The following is a 22060-nucleotide window of genomic DNA, read 5'->3' on the forward strand; positions in this document are numbered from 1 at the left end:
TAAGAAGAAGAAAGACTATGAAAAATACACTAATTATATGTTTAACTGTTTTTACAATAACTCTAATGGTCTTAAATATTATAAGGATTTATAATTCATGGGAAGATAATTATATTGAAAACAGTAATAATCAGGAAATTGTTTTGAATAGAACATTAAAAATATGAATATGAAAAAATTATTAAAAAAGGTTTTAGCATTAATATGCATTTTAATATTAGCAATTTTTACATTTATTGCCTGCAGCAATAGTGATGATTTAATAGCAGCTGAAGAAGAAGCTGTAGAGGAAACAGATTATAATATCGCATCAATACTTTCAAAATTCAATGCAGCAGGTTTATCTTATGCTGTTAATGGTAATACAGTAACTTTTACTACTCAAAATTTACCAAATCATAAAAGCCCGTATTACGCTACGAGTAATCCATTATATGAAGCTTATAATGGGACAAATTCAAGTTGGAACCAAAACCCTAATGAAATTGCAGCACAAAATATTGTATTTACAATAACACTAAATCCTTCTGAAGCGCCTAATAAGGAAGCTACTCCTATGGGGCCAATTGGTATTTCAAGAAATGGTGTTGTGTTTTTTAATCAATATGCAGCTGGAGGAGCTCCTTTAACTGGCGAAATAAATTCATTCGATCAATGGAACGGGCATCCAACAGGAAGAGATCAATATCATTATCATATAGAACCTACATATTTAACTCAAGAATTTGGAGAAGATGCTTTTTTAGGTTTACTATCGGATGGTTTTCCTGTATATGGTCCTATGGAGAATGGAACTGTAATTACTAATGACGATTTAGATGCTTATCATGGTCATACAAGCGCAACTGCAGATTTTCCTGAAGGTATATATCATTATCATATAACAAATCAAGATCCTTATATTAATGGAAATGGATTTTTTGGGATACCAGGAAATATAACTAATTAGATGCTACAGAGTTTAAAATATTTAGCCCTTTTTATATGTCTATTTTATTCATGCAACTCAGCAGAAAGAAGTAGGAAGACTTTAGATGTTTTAGATTCTAATTTAAGACTTGAAAATGGTGTTTTGTTTTATAAAAAAACACCATTTAATGGAGAATTGGTAGCTAAATATGAAAACGAAAAATTAAAATCTAAAATTGAATATTTAGGAGGAAGAAAGCATGGGTACGAAAAGCAATGGTATGATGATGGAACTAAGTTTATGGAGCGTTATTATTCTAAAGGTTTTAAAACAGGTACTCACAAAGCTTGGTGGCATAATGGCATTTTAAAGTTTGAATATCATTTTAATAATAAAGGAGAGTATCATGGCAGTGTAAAAGAATGGTATAAAACTGGTCAGCTTTTTAGAAAATTTAATTATAAAAAGGGTAAAGAAGTTGGAAGCCAGCGTTTGTGGAAAATAGATGGAGCTATTAAAGCTAACTATGAAGTTGTAAATGGTGAGCGTTATGGGTTAATTGGTTTAAAGAAATGTTATAAAGTAACAGTCAATTCAGATGATATAACTCTGCAGGCTGGAATGTAAAATAAATATGAGTTTTAGTAAGAAATATATATCATTATTGTTTTTAGTTTTAGTTTTATATTCATGTAAAGAAAATAAAGCGAAACAAAAAGTGGCTAAGTTACCTTATTTTAACTCAGCAGATTTTACGCCGCAATGGACTAAAGGAACGCATAAAATTCCTGATTTTTCATTTATAAATCAGAATGGAGAAATAGTTACAAATAAAACATATGAAGGAAAAATATATATAGTAGATTTCTTTTTTACAAGTTGTCCTGGGATTTGTCCTAAACTCACTAAAAATATGGGGAATTTACAAGAGTTTTATAAAAATGATGAAGTTATTAAATTATTGTCGCATACAGTAATGCCTTGGAAAGATTCAATTTCCGTTTTAAAGGATTATGCAAAGAATAATAATGTAAATAGTATAAAATGGCATTTGGTTACTGGAGATAAAGAAGCATTATATGATATAGCAAGACATGGGTATTTTGCAGATGAAGATTTTAAAAAAACACAAGATGAAAGTGAGTTTATACATACCGAAAACTTTATTTTGGTAGATAAAGAAGGGTATATTCGAGGTGTTTATAATGGTACTTTAGAGGTCGATGTGGAACGGTTAAAGCGGCATGTAAAAATTTTAAGAAGCACGATTTGATTTTATTATTTGTTTTTAAATGAAAAGCTTCGCTATTTTTAGTGAAGCTTTTCTATTTTTAAGGAAATCTTTTGAAAATGAAACACATCGTAATTTTAGTTTTATTAGCAGTATTTTTTTCTTGCGAAAAAAAACAAAGGTTTAAAATAAGGAATTTTTCTTCTGTTCAAATTGAAACGCTTTTACAAGATTCATTGCTAAATGTAAGGGCTTTGGAGGTTTATGATGAAAGTCTGGTTTATTTTGCTACATCTACAGGGAGAATAGGTGTGATTTCTACTAATCAAGATGTGTTAGCGTATAAGAACTTAATTCAATTAGGGCATGATACTATTGTTCCAAACTTTAGGTGTTTAGCTGGAAATTTAAATAACGGTTTTACTATGAGCATAGCTTCTCCTGCTTTATTATTTAAATTTGGAGAATTAGAAGATGAGGTTGTTTACAAAGAAGACCACCCCAAAGCATTTTACGATTCTATGGATTTTTGGAATGAAGAAGAAGGGATTGTCATTGGTGATCCAATAGATGGTTGTATGAGTATTATTATAACTAGAGATGGCGGTGATACATGGACTAAATCACCTTGTGCAGATTTACCAAAAGCTAAAGAAGGTGAAGCTGCTTTTGCGGCCAGTGATTCTAATATTGCTATTGTAGGGAATCATACATGGGTTGCAACAGGAGGGAAGGTTAGTAGGGTTTTATATTCAGCAGATAAGGGACATACATGGGAGGTTTATAACACACCTATTGTCCAAGGTTTAGAGACAACAGGTATATATTCTATAGATTTTTACGATGAATTAAATGGATTTGCTATTGGCGGCGATTATACCAAACCTGATAATAATATTGATAATAAAATTAGAACAGATGATGGAGGTAAAACATGGCAATTAGTTGCACAAAATAAAAACCCTGGTTATAGAAGTTGTGTGCAATATATACCAAATAGAGCGGGTAAAGAATTGGTAACTGTTGGGTTTAAAGGTATAGATTATTCTAATGACTCAGGAGATACTTGGAAACATTTAAGTGATGAAGGTTTTTATACTATTCGGTTTTTAAATGATTCTGTAGCATATGCTGCAGGAGCAGGAAGAGTGTCTAAGGTTCTTTTTATAAAATATAAATAGAAGAGTTTTAAAAGAGGTATAAAAAGAGAGAAGTCGTTTTGACTTCTCTTTTGGTTTAATTTTTCTTTTTATTTGTTTTATGTCTTTTTTTAAATTGCTCAAATATTTTTCTATTAAAATCATCTTCCGAGATTCTTAACAAGATTATTTTTTTAGGAGAAATAACACCTTTTAACTTTTCTGTTAATTTTTTACGCTGTATAACTAGTTGTTTTTCTGCTTCTCCCAAAGTAGTTAAAAACTTTAGAGCTTGCTCATCTGTAAGGGTTTCTATGTTTTTCCTAATCTCACGTCGTATACTATGTATATTTTTTTGTTTAATTCTTCTTGTGGTATCATCGTAAGTGTTATAAATAGGCCAGAATTTTTGAGCTTCTTTCTCAGATAGCTCTAGTTTTTCTGTAATAAAAGCCACTTTAAGTGCTTTAATTTGGTCTTTCTTAGATTGTCCTAGAGCACTTATTGATAAGAATAATGTTAATATGGGGATTAATAATATTTTCATTAGTATATGTTTTATTCAATAATCAAATCTTCAATTTCTATATTATTCAATATATAATCTTCAATTGTTTTTTCTTCTAATTGGTTTTGTATAAAGTTTTCTTCTGAAAGTTCTTCATCTGTTAAGAGAGAGGCTATTTCAAAAGAATTTATATTTTGATTCATAATATAATTTTCAACCGTTTCAATGTCTAAGGAATCAAAAGTTGGCTTATCATCAAAAATGGCAAGATTAAATAATAATAAAATAGCAGCAGCCATACTTGAAATATAAACCAAATTTCTTTTACTAAATATTTGAATGACTTTGGGTTCTCTTTCGTTAGAAACCTTACTTATAATAGCGTCTTCTAATGTATCAAAATAATTTTCAGAAACTTTAAAACCTGTATTTTTAATAGAATCAAAATAATTTTCATTTTTTAATTTACTTAACATTTTTTCATCAAAAGACTCAAAATAATCGTTAGAGGTTGTAAAACCTGTAGATTTTATATTATGTAAGTTGTTGTTATTCATTGTTTAACATCTTGTAGTTTTGACTTAAATCTATTTAAAAGGTTTAATTGTTAGTTATATAAGTTTCAATTTTTTTTACAGCAATGTGATAGGATGCTTTTAAAGCACCTTCACTAGTTTTAAGAATTTCAGACATATCTTTGTATTTAATATGTTCAAAATACTTCATGTTAAAAACCAATTGTTGTTTTTCTGGTAGAGTAGCAATAGCTTGTTGTAATTTAAGTTGAATGGCATCACCTTCAAAATAAACATCTGAAGTTAAATTATTTATGGCAAGCTGTTGCACTTCTTCATTTGTAATTTGTAATTGTTTGGCTTTTTTATTTATAAATGTAATAGATTCATTAGTAGCAATGCGATACATCCATGAAAATAATTTACTATCTCCTTTAAAGTTATGAATGTTTTTATAAATTTTAATAAACGTATTTTGAAGTACATCATCTGCATCATCATGTGATTTAACGATATTACGAATGTGCCAATATAACCGTTCCTTATAAAGCTTCAATAACACTTTAAAGGCTTGGTTTTTTTCGTTTTCAGATTTTAATTCCTCTAATAGTTGTGTTTCGTCTATCACAAAAATTGTTTAGTCTTTAGACTAATAAATATACTAAAAGTTTAAACTGTTTTTTTCTTTTTTAGGGCGATATTTTAATGTTTTGAAAAACAGTGTATTAATCTATTTAAAATCGATGAAATGCATTAATTGACGATAAAATGTAATTTTTTCTTGTTAGATAGGGGTGTTTACTGTATATTTGTATCAGAAACCTACTAATGTTGTTAGTCGTCCCCAAGTCTAGCAATGAACAAAAAAAGGATAGAAATCTAAATTTCTATCCTTTTTTCTTTTTATATATTGTTTTATTACAAACTTTGCATTTCTACTAATTTTTGGTAGACTCCTTTTTGAGCGATGAGGTCTTTGTGTTTACCTTGTTCGGTAATTTCCCCTTTGTTAAGAACAACAATTTCATCTGCATTTTGAATAGTAGATAGCCTATGCGCAATTATAATAGATGTTCTGTTTTTCATCATGTTTTCTAAGGCTACTTGTACTAAACGTTCACTTTCTGTATCAAGGGCTGAGGTCGCTTCGTCTAAAATCATGATAGGTGGGTTTTTAAGAACTGCACGAGCAATACTTAAACGTTGTTTTTGTCCTCCAGATAATTTGTTTCCAGAATCTCCAATATTTGTGTCGATGCCTTTAGGTAATTCTTTAACAAATTCCCAGGCATTAGCTATTTTTAATGCTTCAATTATCTCTTGATCACTAGCGTCTTCATCTCCTATTAAAATATTATTTTTTATAGTATCATTAAATAAAATAGAATCTTGAGTAACAAGACCCATTAAACTACGTAAAGATTGTTTTGTTAAATCTCTTATATCGTCTTCATCAATAGTTATACTTCCGTTTGTGACATCATAAAACCTAGTGACTAAGTTTGCAATTGTACTTTTACCACTGCCAGATTGTCCTACTAGAGCAATACTTTTTCCTTTAGGAACATTAATAGAAAAGTTTTTTAGTACTAAATCGTCTTCGTATTTAAAAGAAACATTGTTTAGTTTAACTTGTTGAATAAAGCTGTCTTTTGTTATGGCATCAGGCTTGTCTTTTAAACTTGAGTTTGTATTTAAAATTTCTAAAACACGGTCTGCAGATGCATTACCTGTTTTTACTTTATAAGTAGCTTTACTAATTGCTTTTGCAGGAGTTAAAATGTTATATGCTAAAGCCATATAAGTAATAAATTCATCCGAGGTTAGTATTTTGTCTACTAATACCATTTTACCTCCATAAAGTAAAATAACAGCAATTACGACTATGCCTAAAAATTCAGATGTAGGTGAAGCTAAGTTTTGACGGTGTGCTAAATTATTTGAAAATTTAAATAACCTAGAAGTCGAGTTTTTAAATATTTTGCTAAATTTTGTTTCGGCATTAAAACCTTTAATTACTTTAAGTCCATTAAGAGTTTCATCTAAAATAGACAGAAATATTCCGTTTTCTTCTTGGACTCTACTGGAATGTTTCTTTAAACTTTTTCCAACCCATGAAATTATTAATCCAGAAACAGGAATGAATATAAAAACAAAAATAGTAAGATTAACACTAATTGTAAACATTACAATTATGGTAAAGATGATAGTAAGAGGTTCTCTTACTAAAAGTTCTAAGATGGCTAATAGTGAGTTTTGAATTTCGTTAACATCTGTAGAAATACGAGCGATAATATCTCCTTTTCTTTTTTCTGAAAAATATGAAATAGGTAACTCAACTGTTTTTTCGTATAGCTCATTTCTAATATCTTTTAAAATACCATTTCTTAAGTATGCTAAGAAGAAATTAGAAAAATAACCAGCTGCATTTTTTAGTAAAAAAGTAGATAATACAACACAGATCATTAAAATTAAGACACTATACTGTCCATCTGTTTCAATTTTTTGTGTTATAAAATAATTTAAAGAATCTTCAAGGTAATTACCGTATTCTAATATACCGTCGTACTTAATTTTATTAGGTTTTTCTCTAATACGTTCGGCGGTGTTTAGCAAAACTTTTAACATAGGCATTAGTGATACAAACGAAAGTGTACCAAATAATGCGTATAGAATGTTAAAAAAAATGTTTAAAAAGGCGTACTTTTTATAAGGAATAATAAAACGAGAAAGTTTCTTTAAGTAATCCATTAAATAAGGTTCATGTCTTTTAAAATAGCATCAACTTTAGAATCCAGTTGTGCTTCTGTTTCTTTAAAATCTTCAACAGAATTTAAAGCGGTATTAACGCTTACATAAAATTTTATTTTAGGTTCAGTACCACTTGGTCTTAAAGCAACTTGACTACCATCTTCTGTATAATATATTAATACATTTGATTTAGGAACAGCGATAGCATTTTCTTCACCCGTAAGCATGTTTTTGGCTATTGATGTATCGTAATCTTCAATTTTAACGACTTTCGAGCCATTTACTGTTTTAAGAGGATTTTCTCTGGCATCAATCATCATTTGTTTGATTTCTTGAGCACCTTCAATACCTTTTTTAGTTAGCGATACTAACTTTTCTTTATAACAACCATGCTCTAAATAAAGTTTAATAAGTTCATTGTAAAAAGAACTTCCATTATCTTTAGCATGAGCAGCTATTTCACAAGCTAAAAGGGTAGAGGTAACGGCATCTTTATCGCGTACAAAATCACCAACCATGTATCCAAAACTTTCTTCACCACCACCTATAAAGTTTAATTCTGGAAAGTCTTTTATTAGTTTAGCAATCCATTTAAAACCTGTTAATACAATTTTGCTTTCTACTTGATAAGCTTCTGCTAATTTATTTAGCATTGGTGTAGATACTATGGTAGATGCAATAAATTCTTTACCATTAATCTTATTTTCTTTTTTCCACTTTTTAAGCAAGAAATCGGTCATTAAGACCATCGTTTGATTTCCGTTAAGTAATTGTAATTTATTTTCTGAGTTACGTACAGCAATGCCTAGCCTATCACAATCTGGGTCTGTGCCTATAACAATATCTGCGTTTACTGTATCTGCTAATTCTAAGGCCATTTTTAAAGCTGCAGGTTCTTCTGGATTTGGAGAAGCTACAGTTGGGAAGTCGCCATTTGGAACTTCTTGTTCTTTAACAATATGGACATTTTTATAACCAGCACGTTTTAATGTTTCTGGTACAGCTGTAATAGATGTACCGTGTAATGATGTGAATACAATATTTAAATTGTCTTTAGCAGTTTGTGAAGCGCCAACACTACCGTTTTCTACAGAAGCATCGATAAATACATCGTCTACATCTTTTCCTATATAATTAATAAGTTTATCGTTTGCTTCAAACTTAATATTTGCGTAATCTAAGTCGTTAATAAGATTAATAACACCACTATCATGAGGAGGTACTAATTGACCACCATCTTGCCAATATACTTTATAACCGTTGTATTCTGGTGGGTTATGTGAAGCCGTTAATACAATACCACAATGGCAGTTTAAATGTTTTACAGCGAATGATAATTCTGGTGTCGCACGTAAGTCTTCAAATAAATAGACTTCAATGCCGTTTGCAGAAAAGACATCGGCAACTACTTTTGCAAGTGTTTTACTATTATGTCTACAATCGTAAGCTATAACAGCTTTTAATTTTTCATCTGGAAAAGATTGGTGTAAATAATCACTTAATCCTTGCGTACTTTTACCTAATGTATATTTGTTTATACGATTGGTGCCAACGCCCATAACACCTCGCATACCGCCAGTACCAAATTCTAAATCTTTATAAAAACTTTCCTGTATTTCTTCTGGATTGTTAGCCATACTTTCCTTTATAAAGGATTGAGTATCTTCATCAAAAGCAGGAGTTAACCACGTGTTTATTCTATCTAAAATTTTAGGTTCTATATGTATCATAAATTATATAAAAAGATGGACTACAAAAGTAAACAATTCGTTAGTTAGTTTAATCCTTTTTTTTTAGTGTAAATGCTCAAACTTAACGCAAACGTTTTAGTTGTTTTTAAGATTTATAGGTTTTATGATAAAAGCTATTATTATAGGTTTAATTCGTTTTTAACTAAATAACGCTTTTTGTCTGATTTGTTGCGTAGAATTAGCTCACCTAAAAAACCAGCAACAAAAAACTGAGTACCAATTACCATGGTGGCTAATGCAATGTAAAATTCTGGGCGCTGTGTTATTAAACGACCAGAGCGATTTAAAAATAATTTATCGATTCCTAAATAAAAGGAAAATCCAAATCCAATGGCAAACATAATAAAGCCAAGAGCTCCAAATAAATGCATAGGACTTTTTGCAAATCGAGATAAAAACCAAATAGTTATAAGATCTAAAAAACCATGAACAAAACGGTTCATGCCAAATTTGGTTTCTCCATACTTTCTAGCTTGATGTTTTACTATTTTTTCGCCAATATTACCAAAACCAGCATTTTTAGAAAGTACGGGAATGTAACGGTGCATTTCACCATTTACATCTATATTTTTTACAACATCAAGGTTGTAGGCTTTAAGCCCGCAATTAAAATCATTTAATTTAACACCAGATGTTTTTCTTGCTGCCCAATTGAATAGTTTTGAAGGGAGGTTTTTTGCAATAACCGAATCGTAACGCTTTTTTTTCCAGCCAGAAACTAAATCGAATCCATCATTAATTATCATGCTATAAAGCTCTGGAATCTCGTCTGGATTATCTTGTAAGTCGGCATCCATAGTAATAACAACACTGCCTTGCGCTTTTTTAAAGCCTGCATGTAGTGCTTGAGATTTACCAAAGTTTTTTAAAAAACGAATGCCTTTTACGTTATTGTCTTTCGTTGATAGTTTTGAAATGATTTGCCATGAATTATCTGAGCTACCATCATCAATAAAAATAATTTCATATGAAAAACGATTGGATTGCATAACTTTAGCAATCCAATCATGTAGTTCTGTTAGAGACTCTTGTTCGTTAAGTAGTGGTATAACTACAGATATGTTCATTTAAGTGTTTTCAAAATTTTAACCCTTCAAAAATACTGAATTTATTCTGCCTCTGGATTACTTTTTTTCATAGCAGCTGCTACTATTAGTCCTATGATACTAAAAACGACAAGATATCCAGCTAATCCTTTAGCTATATTGCCTAATGAATATTGGTTTTGAGATTCAATTTGTTCTACAGCTTTATCTATGGCATGACTAGGAGAGTTAAACCCTTCAAGCATTTGAACCGTTTTTTCAATGGTCTTCTCTTTTAATACTTCTGCAGCTTCTGTATCAATAAAATTAAATAACAAATAAGATACTAATGTGCTAATTAATAAACCTAAAAGTACGGTTATAAAGTAGGATGTAAAAGATTGTTTAAAAGAGGCAAAACCGTTTTGAGCTTGTTTTGTTTTGGCAACCGAAATAATACCAAAAACAATTATAGCTATCATTATAAAAACTCCAACCCAAGTATTGGTTAACAATTCTAAGCTTACTAAGTAAGCTATAACAGTAATTAAAGCAAGCAATAAACCTAAATAAAGACCGAAATTAGTAGCAATAGATTTCAAAGATTTTTCCATAATATTTTATATGATTAATTTTGTTAGTTGATTTGTTAGTATTCAAAGGTAGTAAAACGTTACATTTGTAATTGAAATAAAAAATAATAAAAAGTGTTGCATATTTATAAAAAACACTTAAATTTGCACTTCCAAAATTGAAAAGAATAAACGCGATGAGAAAAGGTATACATCCAGAAAATTATAGAATAGTAGCATTTAAAGATATGTCTAACGATGATGTGTTTTTAACTAAATCTACAGCAAATACTAATGAAACTCTAGAGGTTGATGGTGTTGAGTATCCACTTGTTAAAATGGAAATTTCAAGAACGTCTCATCCTTTTTACACTGGTAAATCTAAATTAGTAGATACAGCTGGTCGTATTGATAAATTCAAAACTAAATACGCTAAGTTTAAAAAATAAATTTAAGTGTTATATAATATATATTGAGCCTTTCTGTAACGGAAAGGCTTTTTTATTTTACACAATTAAGCTATTTTTGATTGTACTAATATGATTAAAGGTTTAAGATTAAAAATTTTAAGTCTTTAGCTTTAAACTCTTATTTAAAAATGAATTATATTCTTTTTGATGGTCCTTCGCGTAATAATTTATTACCATTTACTTTTACAAGACCTGTTGCAGATATTCGAGTTGGAATTTTAACTATTCGTGAAAAATGGGAAACGTTTTTAGGCTCAACAACTACAACAATTACAGAGGATTATTTGTCTGAGAAGTTTCCAATGGTAGAAATGGAAGAAAATGTTATGATTAATGGAGCTTATCTTCCAACTGCAGAGCTTGTTGAAATGGTTAAAAGTTTAAAAGAGAATCAGGCTATTTTTAAAGGAGAGGATGTTATTGCATTTTTTACTAAAGAAACACAAGATGATATTGATTTTGATACTTTTGAAGCTATTGAGTTCGATAAAGATATTATTGAAATAGAGAATACTTGGGATATTTTTTCTAAAAACGGAGAAGCTATTCAACAAGATTTTATATTATTAAAAGAAGATAGAAATTCGCAAGCTATTCCAGAGAGTAATAATATTATAGCTCCAGAAAATATTTTTATAGAAGAAGGTGCTAAATTAGAATTTGCAACACTAAATGCGAGTGCTGGACCAATTTATATTGGTAAAAATGCTGAGATAATGGAAGGTTCAATTATACGTGGCCCTTTTGCATTATGTGAAAGTGCAACTGTAAAATTAGGAGCTAAAATTTATGGACCAACAACAGTAGGGCCACACAGTAAAGTAGGAGGAGAGGTTAGTAACTCTGTTATTTTTGGTTATTCTAATAAAGGACATGATGGCTTTTTAGGTAATTCAGTGTTAGGTGAATGGTGTAATTTAGGTGCAGATACTAACAATTCAAATTTAAAAAATAATTATACCGAAGTTCGTTTATGGGATTATGAAACCGAAGGTTTTGCAAAAACAGGATTACAGTTTTGTGGTCTCATGATGGGAGATCATAGTAAATGCGGTATTAATACCATGTTTAATACAGGTACGGTTGTTGGCGTTAGCGCTAATATATTTGGTAGTGGATTTCCTAGAAACTTTGTGCCAAGTTTTAGTTGGGGAGGTAGTAGTGGTTTTACAACGTATTTAACTAAGAAAGCTTTTGAAGTGTCTAAAGTTGTTATGGCAAGACGAAAAATAGAGTTTACAGAACAAGATCAAGCAATTCTTGAGTATGTGTTTGAGGAAACTAAAAAATATAGAAGAGATTAATTAAATAGGCAGGTAAGAAAATATCTGTTCTCATTTTAGGTTTTAACAATATAGTCTCTATAACATTTGTTATAGAGATTTTTTTATTCATGTTAATAATTTTGTATGAGGTATAAACTACATCAACTATAATGCTCTAAAAAACTAATCAAGATACAATGTTTTCTTGGCTTTTTCTAATTCTTATACTTTATTTAAAAACATCATATTTAAAGGTTTTTTTATACATAATCTACTTATCTCTTTTTAATGGTTTAAAAGACAACTTATTAGATTTTCATCACAAAGGAATAAATTTAACTGTAGCCTCAAGCAAAGGAAGGGATGCATTAATAAAAATTCTCAAAAAGCAGAATATCTACCACATTTTTACATTTATAGGAGGTGAAGAAGATACGAAAAATAAAAAACCTTCACCTGATATTGTAAACCTTATAATAAATAGATATAATTATCATTTAAATGACTGTTTAGTTGTTGGTGATACGATTTTTGATATTGAAATCAAAGAGCTAATGTAAATACATGTGGAGTTACATATGGTAATAATACAAGAGAAAAGTTAGAAAAACAAAAGTCAAACTATATAATTTGATCGTTTTTGGAATTTAACTAAAATTGTATAATTATATAAACAGTAGTTAAGCAATTGTATAAAGCGTAGTTACTATAACCTCTTTACAATCATTTAAAAAAATAGATGATAGTTGTTTTTCTTCTTTTACCTTTAAATTAAACGGTGGAGCTAATAAGTTTAAACCACTTTGTTTTTTTAGTCTAATTCCTTGTCCTGAAATAATATCTATATTGGGTGTAAAATCTCCTTCTGGTAAATGCTCCGTTAAAATAACATATTTAAAATTAGTTAATTTACTCACTATACTCTGTACTTCAGTATTCGACAAGTGTTGAAGTACCTGTCTCAATATGGCACAATTTCCAGAAGGTAAATTATCTAGAGCAATATCTAAACAATGGAATTCTAAATTTTCCTCTTTAAACTTTTCTTTGTTATGTTCTATAAGGTCTGTTACGATATCTATTGCAACATACTTTTTGGTATGTTTAACCAATTCTTTACCTATATTAAAATCGCCGCAGCCTAAATCGCATACTGTAAGAGGGGTTTTAAAAGATGTTAAAAACGATACTAAAACATCTAGATATGGATTTACTACCTCAGGATGATGTGATCCTGCACCAGAATAAAAATTAGATTGGTTACTTCCCCAAAGTTTCATTTTATAAACTTGTTCCATAACATCTTTAGTTGGCCAAGGAGTCTTTATTTTTTTGGGTTTATTTTCTTTCTTCATAAACGCCCTATTAGTCTATGTGAATTATAAAGGTATAATTAGATGTGTTTAATGTAATATTAAAACAAACCTACAAATTATATGAAATATCTTAAAATTAATGGTCACTCTTTTCTTTATCTACTTTAAAATATCAATTGAAAAGCGGGTAGGTTTATCTAGGACTCCAGCCAAATTACCTGTATTTAATTTTCGGATGTTTATACGTTTATTAGATGTTAGAACTTAGTCTAACTTTAAGACATGGTTATATTTTTAACTTTTAAATATTCGGCATTCAATTATCCAGAATCTGGAATGACTTTTATTCAAGGAATCAGACAAGTTAGAGATTCTGATAACGTTTTTATTACAGGGAGTTTATCTAATCAAGGGCAAAACAATAACCTTATTTATGGACTAATCTTATAAAGGATCATTGACTTCGAGTCATGATGCAAATAACAGGCATAAATTGATGTGTCCATCTACACCTGGAAGTAAAGTAATTAATACCTCTTGTTATAGTCGAAATAATTTATATAATGAGACAAAATGATATACAAGTTGTGGGCTTCTATAAAGTTGAAATGACCAGAATTGAAAAACTGGAGACAGGAGAATCAAAAAATGGTACTATGAGTTTCCTATATGAAGGTTCTTTAGACGGTGTCTTATAATTTATTTCTTTCTTGATTAATTGTTATAATCGTAGTCAATAGCATCTGTATAATTATGAGTTCTATTTAAAGACTTGATCATTCAACTAAAAATTACTGAATATTTTTTTAGTACAACATTATTTAAAGGATATCTTTAAGTGGGATTTATTCGTGTTAATATTCAGAATATGTCAATAATATAAGTAAGATTTAACATTACATTTGTATGGAAAAATACTATATTTCCATGCGTAATATTTTAAGGAAATATTACTAATAAAATTAGGGGAATAAGTGTAGATCACCGGTAGAAAAAGAGGTTTCTAAAGTTAATATCCTTATAAAATTTTTAAGAAAAAGAATGACAAAAGCAAAACTGTTCGTACTAGGTCAAGAAATAGAATTACTCTGGACCCAGATGCATTATTATAGAGATACAAGAGTAAACGGAAAGCCTAAAACAGAAATTATGGGAGGTTTAATAACGCTTTGTTTCGCAACAGGAAAAGATAGCGACCTTATTTTACGTTGGATGACTAAAGAGAATAAGGATAAAACTTGGGAAGAAGTTGATAAAATGGAAAAAGGAAAAATCTGTTTCTATAAAGATGGGTTCGATTATCCGCCAACAAAAACCTACGAGTTTAACGATGCGCTGCTTATTTTTTATAAAGAAATCTTTGACGCCAACGGAGAAGACCCCATGCAAACCATTATTACCATTTCGCCCGCAATTCAAAACTACGGAGCAGATTTTGTAAAACGATGGAATGTAAGTTGGATTCCGCCAAGTGAAAGAATGCCATACAAATCAAAGGAGAGTAGAGAACCAAAAGTTTTGGATTATTATTTAACGAATCTTGATGGAAATAGAATTGATAAAGGGAAGATTGGAGAAAAAGTTTTTTTAAATATTGAAACTGAAAGTTTAATAGGTGAATTATTATCTATTACTTTAGATGATAAAAATGTAGATTTTAAATATAATGGTAAGGTTTTACCTAATGACACTATTTCTAATTATAAAATAATTGAGAACATAGAAAAACTTGAACTCGAGATAATTAAGCAACAAGGAAGTTAAGATTATGAATACTTTTATTTTAGAAGTATCATCTATTGGTTACAAAAAAGACTTAAGGTTGAATGTTGAATGCTCATGTGAAAAATCTAAGCCAGCTAAAAATTTTAAAGAATTGGTAGAGTTGGTAAAACAAGCAGAAGAAATGTTAATACTTAATGGCTATGATGAAATGGGGGATAGAATACATATATTAAGAGGCATTTATTATGGCACAAAATGGAGCTTAGATTATTCAGTGGAGAAAAGTACAATGAGGAATATTGCATTTAATATTCCATATACGACAACAACAACTCCTCCAGATGCAAGAGAAAAATTAAAATGTTTAGAAGAGTGTAAATCTGATTTGTTTAATTCATTGTACCAAAGCTATGAAGTTTTTGATACCCCATATGTAGCTGTTGATTTTGGTCATTTAATTATTGGTTTAGAAGCAAGAAAAAGCGAAGTCGCGAAAAGTATACATATCCCCTCGCAAGGAGGTACAGGTTTAGAAATATGCACATGGGTTGGTGATTTAGGAGGGGGAGTTGGAAAATTGTCAGTAGATAGAATTAAAAATTCAAAAATAAGAGCAAAAACTTTGTTTTCTATAAATGGTCATAGTTATGGTACTATGGTAAATTTAGAAGGAGATATAGCATCATACATAGTTGGTATGGATGAAAATAATCCATCAAAAATAGATAATCCAACTGAAAATTTTTCAACTATACATGAGGCCTTACTGGATTATTTTGATTGTAAGTGGGATAATAGAACACTGTACTTCTTAAAAATGCTTGGAGGTAAATTTGATGGGAATAATAATTTAATCAATAGGGCTAAAGTAGAAGAGAAAATTACAGAACATTTAGATGAGTTTGCTTCATGGTATTTAGGTTTAAGAATGAAAGATAAGGATAGTGGAGGTTTAGAGGAATTTAATGACGCTTTAGGTCATTTTGAACCATTATCAGAAGAAGTAGCATCTATTTTTGTGGATGGACTATTGCATGTTATTAATAAGCCTAAAGACATGATTACTGCAAGAACTAATCCAGATCCTAAACATCGAAGAAAAACATCTTTTGAAAAAAATAAAGAAAGAATGGAGAGGATAAAAGAAAAAATAAAAGACTTAAATCCGTTTGATTAATGAAGTTATTTTGGAAGATTAATATATGTGCAAGTATTATAATATTTGGTCTATTTGTATTTAATATTTTAGTGATGTATTTTGAAGTTTACATCCCTAATTTTTTATTAGATGCATCAGGTTTGATTTTCATTTTTTCTCCTTTTTTAGAGGTAATTCAAATTCCTATATGTTTAGTATTTAATTTAATAACCTTAAAAAAACAAAAGAAGATTGTTTGGATGTATTTTTTAATGATGGCTATCTTTTTTATTATCAAAATAAGTATTTATGCTCTAATTTTAGGAAGTATTATCTCTTTAAATCAAGAGAGTTAATCTAAATATTTATGAGATTTATAAAACGAATAATGAAAACTTTATTGATTGTATTATTAATTGGAGTTGTATTTAAAGGATGGATATATAGATATGTTGTTACATATAAACCTATAGAAAAAAGAACAAATTATTTAATTGTAAATGGGGAGTTAGTGAATTCAATTGAAACAAAATTGATTAATAATGAAGGTCTTAAAATTGAAAAAATAATAGATATAGGGCTTTCAGTAACATCACAACAATTAAGGTTTACTGCTACTAAAAACTATAGAGACCCTAATAAGTTAATAAGCACAAGAACAGCTAATTGTATTGGGTATGCTGCGTTTTTCTCTGCAAGCTGTAACTATCTTTTAAAAAAATATGACCTTGATAGTATATGGGTAGCCACACCACACAAAGGTCAACTTTATTTATTAGATATTAACATTCATAAGTACTTTAAATCTCCTTTTTTTAAAGATCATGATTTTGTAATTATTGAAAATATGAGAACAGGAAATACTTTAGCAATTGATCCTACAATATATGATTATTTAGGAGTTAATTACATAACTTTAAAAAAATAAACTAAAAATGTAAATGTGTAATACTTGTCAACAAAAATTTATGATTTTCAAAATTAATATAATGTCTTTTTATGCTTTATAAACAATGTTTAATGCGATATTTTTAATTTATTATGCACTTATCAGGTTTTAAAGATTCGCCATATTTAATGGTGAAACCAAATTCAGATTTAGATAATATTAATCCCGATTTTTTAGAGAATAAATACACGGTAAGACTTTTTGGGAAATTTGAAAAACAATTTATAGAACAATTTATTGAGATTTTTAAAAACCTAGAATATCTAGATGTCGGGATGCAGTATGGAGTAGAAAATTCTTTTATATATGAATTACCTAATCTTCAAGGTTTAGTTGTTCCTTTATACAAAGATGTAGATTTTGTATTGGATTTTGATAAACTACCAAAATCGTTAAAACAACTCCATATTTATGTTTACTCTAAAAAAAAGATGATAAATTTGGATGTTTTAAGTAGTAGTTTAGAGCATCTAACTATTTCAGGATTTGATGAAAAAGACCTCACTAAATTAAGCAGTTTAACCAATCTTAAAAGTTTAAGTTTTAAAACTGCAAAAATAAAATCTTTAAAAGGTATTGAAACCCTTACTAATTTAAAATGTATTTCTTTTGGAGGAGTACGTAGTCTTACAGATATTTCAAGTATATCAACATTACATAAACTTAAATATTTAGAGTTTGATATTTGTTGGAAAATGCAAGATTTTAGCCCTTTAGGCGCGTTAAAAGAATTAGAAGTATTAGAGCTTATGGATTGTAAAAATTTAGCATCTATAAAATTTGTAGAAAATTTACCTAAGTTAAGACAATTAGCGACGTTGGGAACAACTACAATTAACGATTTCGATACTACGCCAGCAGAACATATTCCTGTCTTTTTTGGTAGTCGAGCGAGTAATAAGTACAATAAAACGTACGAAGAAAAAGAAATTCAAGAAGGGCAAAAATCTTGGAGTAGTTATTTGTAATAAAATGATTAATAAACAGAATTTTCCTCGATAAATTTATAATTAGCATGCATTTATCAGGATTTAAACATGCACCATATTTAATGATTAAAGCAAAATCAAGTTTATTAAAAAATAAGTATAATACAAAATTCGTTTATCAGCATTTAGTAATAAAATTATAAAAATAGAAGTATGTCTGCACGAAGTGAGTTTTATGATGAAGTTTATAAACTTTTACATGAAGAAGATAAAGATTTTGAAGAAAGCAAGGAGCTCATTAGAGATAAATGGATAAAAGAAAAGAAGTATAATAAACTTATAGCATACATACTAGATGATTATACTTCAAGAAACTGTATTGAGTTTATGACTCCTTTAGTAGAACAATTAACTAAAGAAAAAAAGCTAAAATTATATAAAAGAATATGGACACCTGTTATAAGATACAACGCTAAAAATTTTTGGATATATCAAATTCATAACCTAAAGATTGATTACCCCAACATAACTTGGTCTGAATTGGAAGCTATTAACACATCTTATATAAAACCATATGGTGAATGGACAGACGACGAAAAAGAAAATGCAGCATTTTGGGGAAAGTATTACTTAAATGCAATTGAGTTATGTAAAAGTGGATTAGAGAAAATGGGAGATATTGAGGAAGTGAAAAATTTCAATAGAGAAATACAGAGTATACATAATTTAAAACAAGAACCTTTTGACGAACCTTCTAAAAAAATCATTATTGATAAAAGAAAAATTGATGAAACAGTTTTTTGGGAATTGATAGACAATAGTAGAAAAGAAGGGGAAACCAAAGATGAGTTTTTTGAAATATTGAAAGAAAAACTACTAAGGTTTAAAGCACCTGAAATGAAAAGGTTTCAGAAATTATTGTTGACTTATCAAAATGAATTAAATCATTGGAATGTTTGGGCTTTAGCTTATATTGTACGCAGAGGTTGTGGAGATGATTGTTTCGATTATTTTAGGCTTTGGGTGGTTTCAAAAGGTAAAGAGGCGTATGAGTTAATTAAAGATTATAACACTTCTAAGTTTAAAGCAGTGTTTGATGATGAAGATCCTATATTTGAAGATTTCGAGTATTTGGCAGGAGAAGTTTACGAGGAAAATAAAGGTAAAGCTATGCGAGATCCTAATGTAAAGATGTCAAAAATCAAAGGAAATGAATGGGATGAAGAAAATATTTATACAGAATTCTTAGAACTTTGTAATATGTTTGATTTTAAAGGTTTATAAAAGAATATAAATATTGTTGGAGTATCAAAAATATAGAACATGAGTAACGAAAAAGAATTAGAATCTCATTTTAAATACAATGAGAATATGTGGCGTACATGGAAAACCAGAGGTGTAAACGAAGATACAGACCTTAAAGTTATTTTTAATTTTTATGCCTCAAAAAAAAAGTACATGGAATTATTAAGAGAGGAATTATCTCAATCTAATATCCCTTTTAAAATAACCCCAAAAAGAACATTTTTAATATTAAAAGGATGGGAGGTTACAGCTAATGTAACTAAAAAATGGACCTTAGAAGAGTTGCAGGGTAAAACGGGCTATATGTATTTGTTATCAAAACAAACAGGAGTGTATTATGAAGGTTGCGGTGCTTTTATGCCAAATTAATTAAAGGATAATGTATTATGAACAACACCCTAAATCACATTAAAACTAAAATTTACGACCCATGCGGGCTACAAATTTATAATTTACAAATAGAACCCGAAAGTAAGGCATACGATGCTTGTCAATTTGAGCTTAACGGATTACATATTGTTTATCGTAATGCTAAAATTACACCTAAAAAAGTTGGGCAATTTGTAACATTTTGGAAGCGTAGTGAAGGTGAATCTATAGAACCGTTCCAAGAAACCGATCAAATTGACTGTTATGTTATAAATGTACAAACAGAAAATAGAAACGGACAATTTGTATTTCCAAAACAGGTCTTAATTAAAAAAGGAATAATTTCAACAAATAAAAAAGAAGGAAAAAGAGGGTTTCGTGTTTATCCCATTTGGGACATTGCTAAAAATAAGCAAGCAGAACGCACTCAAAAATGGCAGCTCGATTATTTTTTCGAAATAAACGACTCAACCAACTTTAAACAAGTTAAGGCATTATATGCAATAAAATAAAACCATAAATAAGCATGTTAGCTAATAAAAAGAAAAGTATAACGCGTTAGTTTTTCTTAACACGTTTTAGATCTAATAAATTAGTTGGATTTATACCCAAACCTTTAACATTTTCCCCAGTAAAACGTACAACTTCATCGTAAAATAAAGGAATAATAGGTGCTTTACTCATAACTAAAGAATCCATTTTAGTATAAAGTAGCTCTCTACGTTTAGTAGAAGTTTCGGTAAAAGCTTGTTGGTACCATAAATCAAATAGGTCGCTTTTAAAATGCGTGTAATTAGGGCCGTTAGGCGCAAAGTTTTTACTGTAATACAAAGATAAATAGTTTTCGGCATCAGGATAATCTGCAACCCAACTAGCTCTAAATAAATCCAGTTGTCCGTTAGCTTTAGCATCTTTTAAGGTTGCAGCAGGAATAACATCTACATTAACAATAAGTCCTGTTTTTTGAAGCTCACGTTGTATATATTCGCAAAAACTTAAGTAATTACTAATAGTTGTAATGGTTATTTCTGGCGTTTTATTACCTGTTTTATCTTTAAATTGTTCTACTAATTGTTTTGCTTTTTCTGGCTGATAATTATAACCAATAGAGGCACTATAACCAGGTAAGCCTTTAGGTATAAAACCACCATGAGCAGGAATACCAATGCCGTTGCGTAGGTATATCATCATTTTTTTTCTGTCAAAGCCATAGTTAACAGCTTTTCTAAGTAATTCAGATTGAATTTCTGGTATATCGGAATCCATATAAAATGCCAAATATTCTGTGTTTAAATAAGGGCCACGAATCATATTTTTACTTTCCGCATATTTAGGTTTTAGATTGCCATTAGCAGTTAAAATTTCATCTTTGTAAGATGCATCTAAACCAGAAACAAAATCAATATTACCCTGTGCAAATTGTAAAAATTCACTTTGTTTATCTGGCAAAAAGGTAATCGCAATAGCTTCAAGATATGGTAGAGAATTTCCATTGGTATCTTTTTCAAAATAAGCAGTATTTTTTCTAAAAACGAGTTTTATATTTTCTTCCCAACGCTTAAACTTAAAAGGTCCCGTACCAATAGGATGCGCTCTAAAATCAGATTTATAATAGCTAACAATTTCTTTAGGTACTACAGAACAGTATTTCATAGTTAGTAGTCCTAAAAAAGCTGGAAAAGCTTGTTTTAATTGAATTTGAAATAGTGTGTCGTTAATCGCCTTAAAATGATCAACTTTTTTTAAAACCCAACTTCCTGGAGAAGCCACTTTTTTGTCTATTAACCGGTTAAAACTATATACAAAATCTGAAGCTTTTACAGTTCTGGTAGAATCTTTTCCAAATAACTCATGCTTATGGAAGTAAACATCATCTCTAAGCGAAAAAGAGTAGGTGAGCGCATCATTAGAAACCGTCCAGTTTTTAGCAATACAGGGTTTCACATTTAGGTTTTTATCCATTTGTACTAACCCATTAAATAATTGATTGGTAGCCCATATATCGGCATTATCTTTAGCAAAGGCAGGATCTAAAGAGCCTATGTTTTTATGTTCATTATATCTAAAAACAAGATGGTCTTTATTAGATTTAGAACTATTATTACAAGAAAAAAAGACTATAGCAATACTACTTATAAATAAATATGCTGTTAGTTTTTTATAGTAAGTTTTAACCGTATTCATTAAAAATA

General features: G+C 29.3%; 26 protein-coding genes. 17 read left to right on the forward strand and 9 right to left on the reverse strand.

The features are described from left to right. The first annotated feature begins 169 nt into the window (after positions 1–169). From A8C32_RS12285 to A8C32_RS12300, 4 genes are all read left to right on the forward strand, one after another. Positions 170–949 carry a YHYH protein gene (locus A8C32_RS12285; RefSeq protein WP_069830724.1) on the forward strand — a complete coding sequence of 260 codons (780 nt, stop codon included), beginning with the start codon at positions 170–172 and terminating at the stop codon, positions 947–949. After that, on the forward strand, positions 950–1537 hold the full coding sequence (locus tag A8C32_RS12290; RefSeq protein WP_069830725.1) for a toxin-antitoxin system YwqK family antitoxin: 588 nt from the start codon (positions 950–952) through the stop codon (positions 1535–1537). A 7-nt stretch (positions 1538–1544) separates the two neighbouring features. Then, positions 1545–2183: an SCO family protein gene (locus tag A8C32_RS12295; RefSeq protein WP_069830726.1), complete on the forward strand. Its 639-nt coding sequence runs from the start codon at positions 1545–1547 to the stop codon at positions 2181–2183. Positions 2184–2260: 77 nt separating this feature from the next. After that, positions 2261–3322, forward strand: a complete 1062-nt coding sequence (locus tag A8C32_RS12300) for a WD40/YVTN/BNR-like repeat-containing protein (RefSeq protein ID WP_069830727.1) — start codon at positions 2261–2263, stop codon at positions 3320–3322. Between the two features lie 55 nt (positions 3323–3377). Here A8C32_RS12300 and A8C32_RS12305 read toward each other — a convergent pair whose 3' ends face one another. The 7 genes from A8C32_RS12305 to A8C32_RS12335 form a co-directional block, all read right to left on the reverse strand. After that, positions 3378–3827: a hypothetical protein gene (locus A8C32_RS12305; RefSeq protein ID WP_069830728.1), complete on the reverse strand. Its 450-nt coding sequence runs from the start codon at positions 3825–3827 to the stop codon at positions 3378–3380. Between the two features lie 11 nt (positions 3828–3838). After that, a complete protein-coding gene (locus A8C32_RS12310) occupies positions 3839–4345 on the reverse strand; it encodes a hypothetical protein (RefSeq protein ID WP_069830729.1) in 507 nt (168 codons plus the stop codon). A gap of 43 nt (positions 4346–4388) precedes the next feature. Next, positions 4389–4931: an RNA polymerase sigma factor gene (locus A8C32_RS12315; protein WP_069830730.1), complete on the reverse strand. Its 543-nt coding sequence runs from the start codon at positions 4929–4931 to the stop codon at positions 4389–4391. A 290-nt stretch (positions 4932–5221) separates the two neighbouring features. Beyond that, complete coding sequence (locus A8C32_RS12320) at positions 5222–7054, reverse strand: ABC transporter ATP-binding protein (RefSeq protein ID WP_069830731.1); 1833 nt, start codon at positions 7052–7054, stop codon at positions 5222–5224. Continuing rightward, positions 7054–8784, reverse strand: a complete 1731-nt coding sequence (locus A8C32_RS12325; protein ID WP_205635390.1) for a phospho-sugar mutase — start codon at positions 8782–8784, stop codon at positions 7054–7056. The genes A8C32_RS12320 and A8C32_RS12325 overlap by 1 nt, the downstream gene beginning before the upstream one ends. Before the next feature lie 140 nt (positions 8785–8924). Then, positions 8925–9872 carry a glycosyltransferase family 2 protein gene (locus A8C32_RS12330; RefSeq protein WP_069830732.1) on the reverse strand — a complete coding sequence of 316 codons (948 nt, stop codon included), beginning with the start codon at positions 9870–9872 and terminating at the stop codon, positions 8925–8927. 41 nt (positions 9873–9913) lie between these two features. Continuing rightward, positions 9914–10444: a DUF4199 domain-containing protein gene (locus A8C32_RS12335; RefSeq protein WP_069830733.1), complete on the reverse strand. Its 531-nt coding sequence runs from the start codon at positions 10442–10444 to the stop codon at positions 9914–9916. A gap of 155 nt (positions 10445–10599) precedes the next feature. Between A8C32_RS12335 and A8C32_RS12340 the strand changes: the two genes are divergently transcribed. The 3 genes from A8C32_RS12340 (at position 10600) to A8C32_RS12350 (ending at position 12697) form a co-directional block, all read left to right on the forward strand. Continuing rightward, positions 10600–10851: a type B 50S ribosomal protein L31 gene (locus tag A8C32_RS12340; RefSeq protein ID WP_069830734.1), complete on the forward strand. Its 252-nt coding sequence runs from the start codon at positions 10600–10602 to the stop codon at positions 10849–10851. A gap of 149 nt (positions 10852–11000) precedes the next feature. Continuing rightward, positions 11001–12176 carry a GlmU family protein gene (locus tag A8C32_RS12345; RefSeq protein ID WP_069830735.1) on the forward strand — a complete coding sequence of 392 codons (1176 nt, stop codon included), beginning with the start codon at positions 11001–11003 and terminating at the stop codon, positions 12174–12176. A gap of 158 nt (positions 12177–12334) precedes the next feature. Continuing rightward, complete coding sequence (locus tag A8C32_RS12350; RefSeq protein WP_069830736.1) at positions 12335–12697, forward strand: HAD family hydrolase; 363 nt, start codon at positions 12335–12337, stop codon at positions 12695–12697. A gap of 120 nt (positions 12698–12817) precedes the next feature. Here A8C32_RS12350 and A8C32_RS12355 read toward each other — a convergent pair whose 3' ends face one another. After that, positions 12818–13492: a class I SAM-dependent methyltransferase gene (locus A8C32_RS12355; protein WP_069830737.1), complete on the reverse strand. Its 675-nt coding sequence runs from the start codon at positions 13490–13492 to the stop codon at positions 12818–12820. A gap of 243 nt (positions 13493–13735) precedes the next feature. Here A8C32_RS12355 and A8C32_RS20690 point away from each other — a divergent pair, with 243 nt between their 5' ends. From A8C32_RS20690 to A8C32_RS12395, 10 genes are all read left to right on the forward strand, one after another. Next, positions 13736–13903, forward strand: a complete 168-nt coding sequence (locus tag A8C32_RS20690) for a hypothetical protein (protein ID WP_165605839.1) — start codon at positions 13736–13738, stop codon at positions 13901–13903. A 113-nt stretch (positions 13904–14016) separates the two neighbouring features. Further along, complete coding sequence (locus A8C32_RS21275) at positions 14017–14151, forward strand: hypothetical protein (RefSeq protein WP_276205028.1); 135 nt, start codon at positions 14017–14019, stop codon at positions 14149–14151. A gap of 343 nt (positions 14152–14494) precedes the next feature. Beyond that, on the forward strand, positions 14495–15217 hold the full coding sequence (gene tssD, locus A8C32_RS12360; protein WP_069830738.1) for a type VI secretion system tube protein TssD: 723 nt from the start codon (positions 14495–14497) through the stop codon (positions 15215–15217). 4 nt (positions 15218–15221) lie between these two features. Further along, positions 15222–16355 carry a hypothetical protein gene (locus A8C32_RS12365; RefSeq protein WP_069830739.1) on the forward strand — a complete coding sequence of 378 codons (1134 nt, stop codon included), beginning with the start codon at positions 15222–15224 and terminating at the stop codon, positions 16353–16355. Continuing rightward, positions 16355–16672 carry a hypothetical protein gene (locus A8C32_RS12370; RefSeq protein WP_069830740.1) on the forward strand — a complete coding sequence of 106 codons (318 nt, stop codon included), beginning with the start codon at positions 16355–16357 and terminating at the stop codon, positions 16670–16672. The genes A8C32_RS12365 and A8C32_RS12370 overlap by 1 nt, the downstream gene beginning before the upstream one ends. A gap of 32 nt (positions 16673–16704) precedes the next feature. Beyond that, entirely contained in the window at positions 16705–17244 is a 540-nt protein-coding gene (locus A8C32_RS12375; RefSeq protein ID WP_069830741.1) for a hypothetical protein, read from the forward strand. A gap of 113 nt (positions 17245–17357) precedes the next feature. Further along, a complete protein-coding gene (locus A8C32_RS12380) occupies positions 17358–18233 on the forward strand; it encodes a leucine-rich repeat protein (RefSeq protein ID WP_069830742.1) in 876 nt (291 codons plus the stop codon). A 174-nt stretch (positions 18234–18407) separates the two neighbouring features. Further along, positions 18408–19478: a DUF4240 domain-containing protein gene (locus A8C32_RS20345; protein ID WP_069830743.1), complete on the forward strand. Its 1071-nt coding sequence runs from the start codon at positions 18408–18410 to the stop codon at positions 19476–19478. A gap of 39 nt (positions 19479–19517) precedes the next feature. Next, a complete protein-coding gene (locus A8C32_RS12390) occupies positions 19518–19868 on the forward strand; it encodes a ribonuclease E inhibitor RraB (RefSeq protein ID WP_069830744.1) in 351 nt (116 codons plus the stop codon). A gap of 17 nt (positions 19869–19885) precedes the next feature. Continuing rightward, positions 19886–20380 carry a MepB family protein gene (locus tag A8C32_RS12395; RefSeq protein WP_069830745.1) on the forward strand — a complete coding sequence of 165 codons (495 nt, stop codon included), beginning with the start codon at positions 19886–19888 and terminating at the stop codon, positions 20378–20380. A 46-nt stretch (positions 20381–20426) separates the two neighbouring features. On the opposite strand, the gene A8C32_RS12400 is transcribed toward A8C32_RS12395, so the two are convergent. After that, on the reverse strand, positions 20427–22052 hold the full coding sequence (locus A8C32_RS12400) for an ABC transporter substrate-binding protein (RefSeq protein WP_069830746.1): 1626 nt from the start codon (positions 22050–22052) through the stop codon (positions 20427–20429). Positions 22053–22060: the final 8 nt, after the last annotated feature.

The sequence above is a fragment of the Flavivirga aquatica genome, from assembly GCF_001747085.1.
GTDB classification, from domain to species: domain Bacteria; phylum Bacteroidota; class Bacteroidia; order Flavobacteriales; family Flavobacteriaceae; genus Algibacter_C; species Algibacter_C aquatica.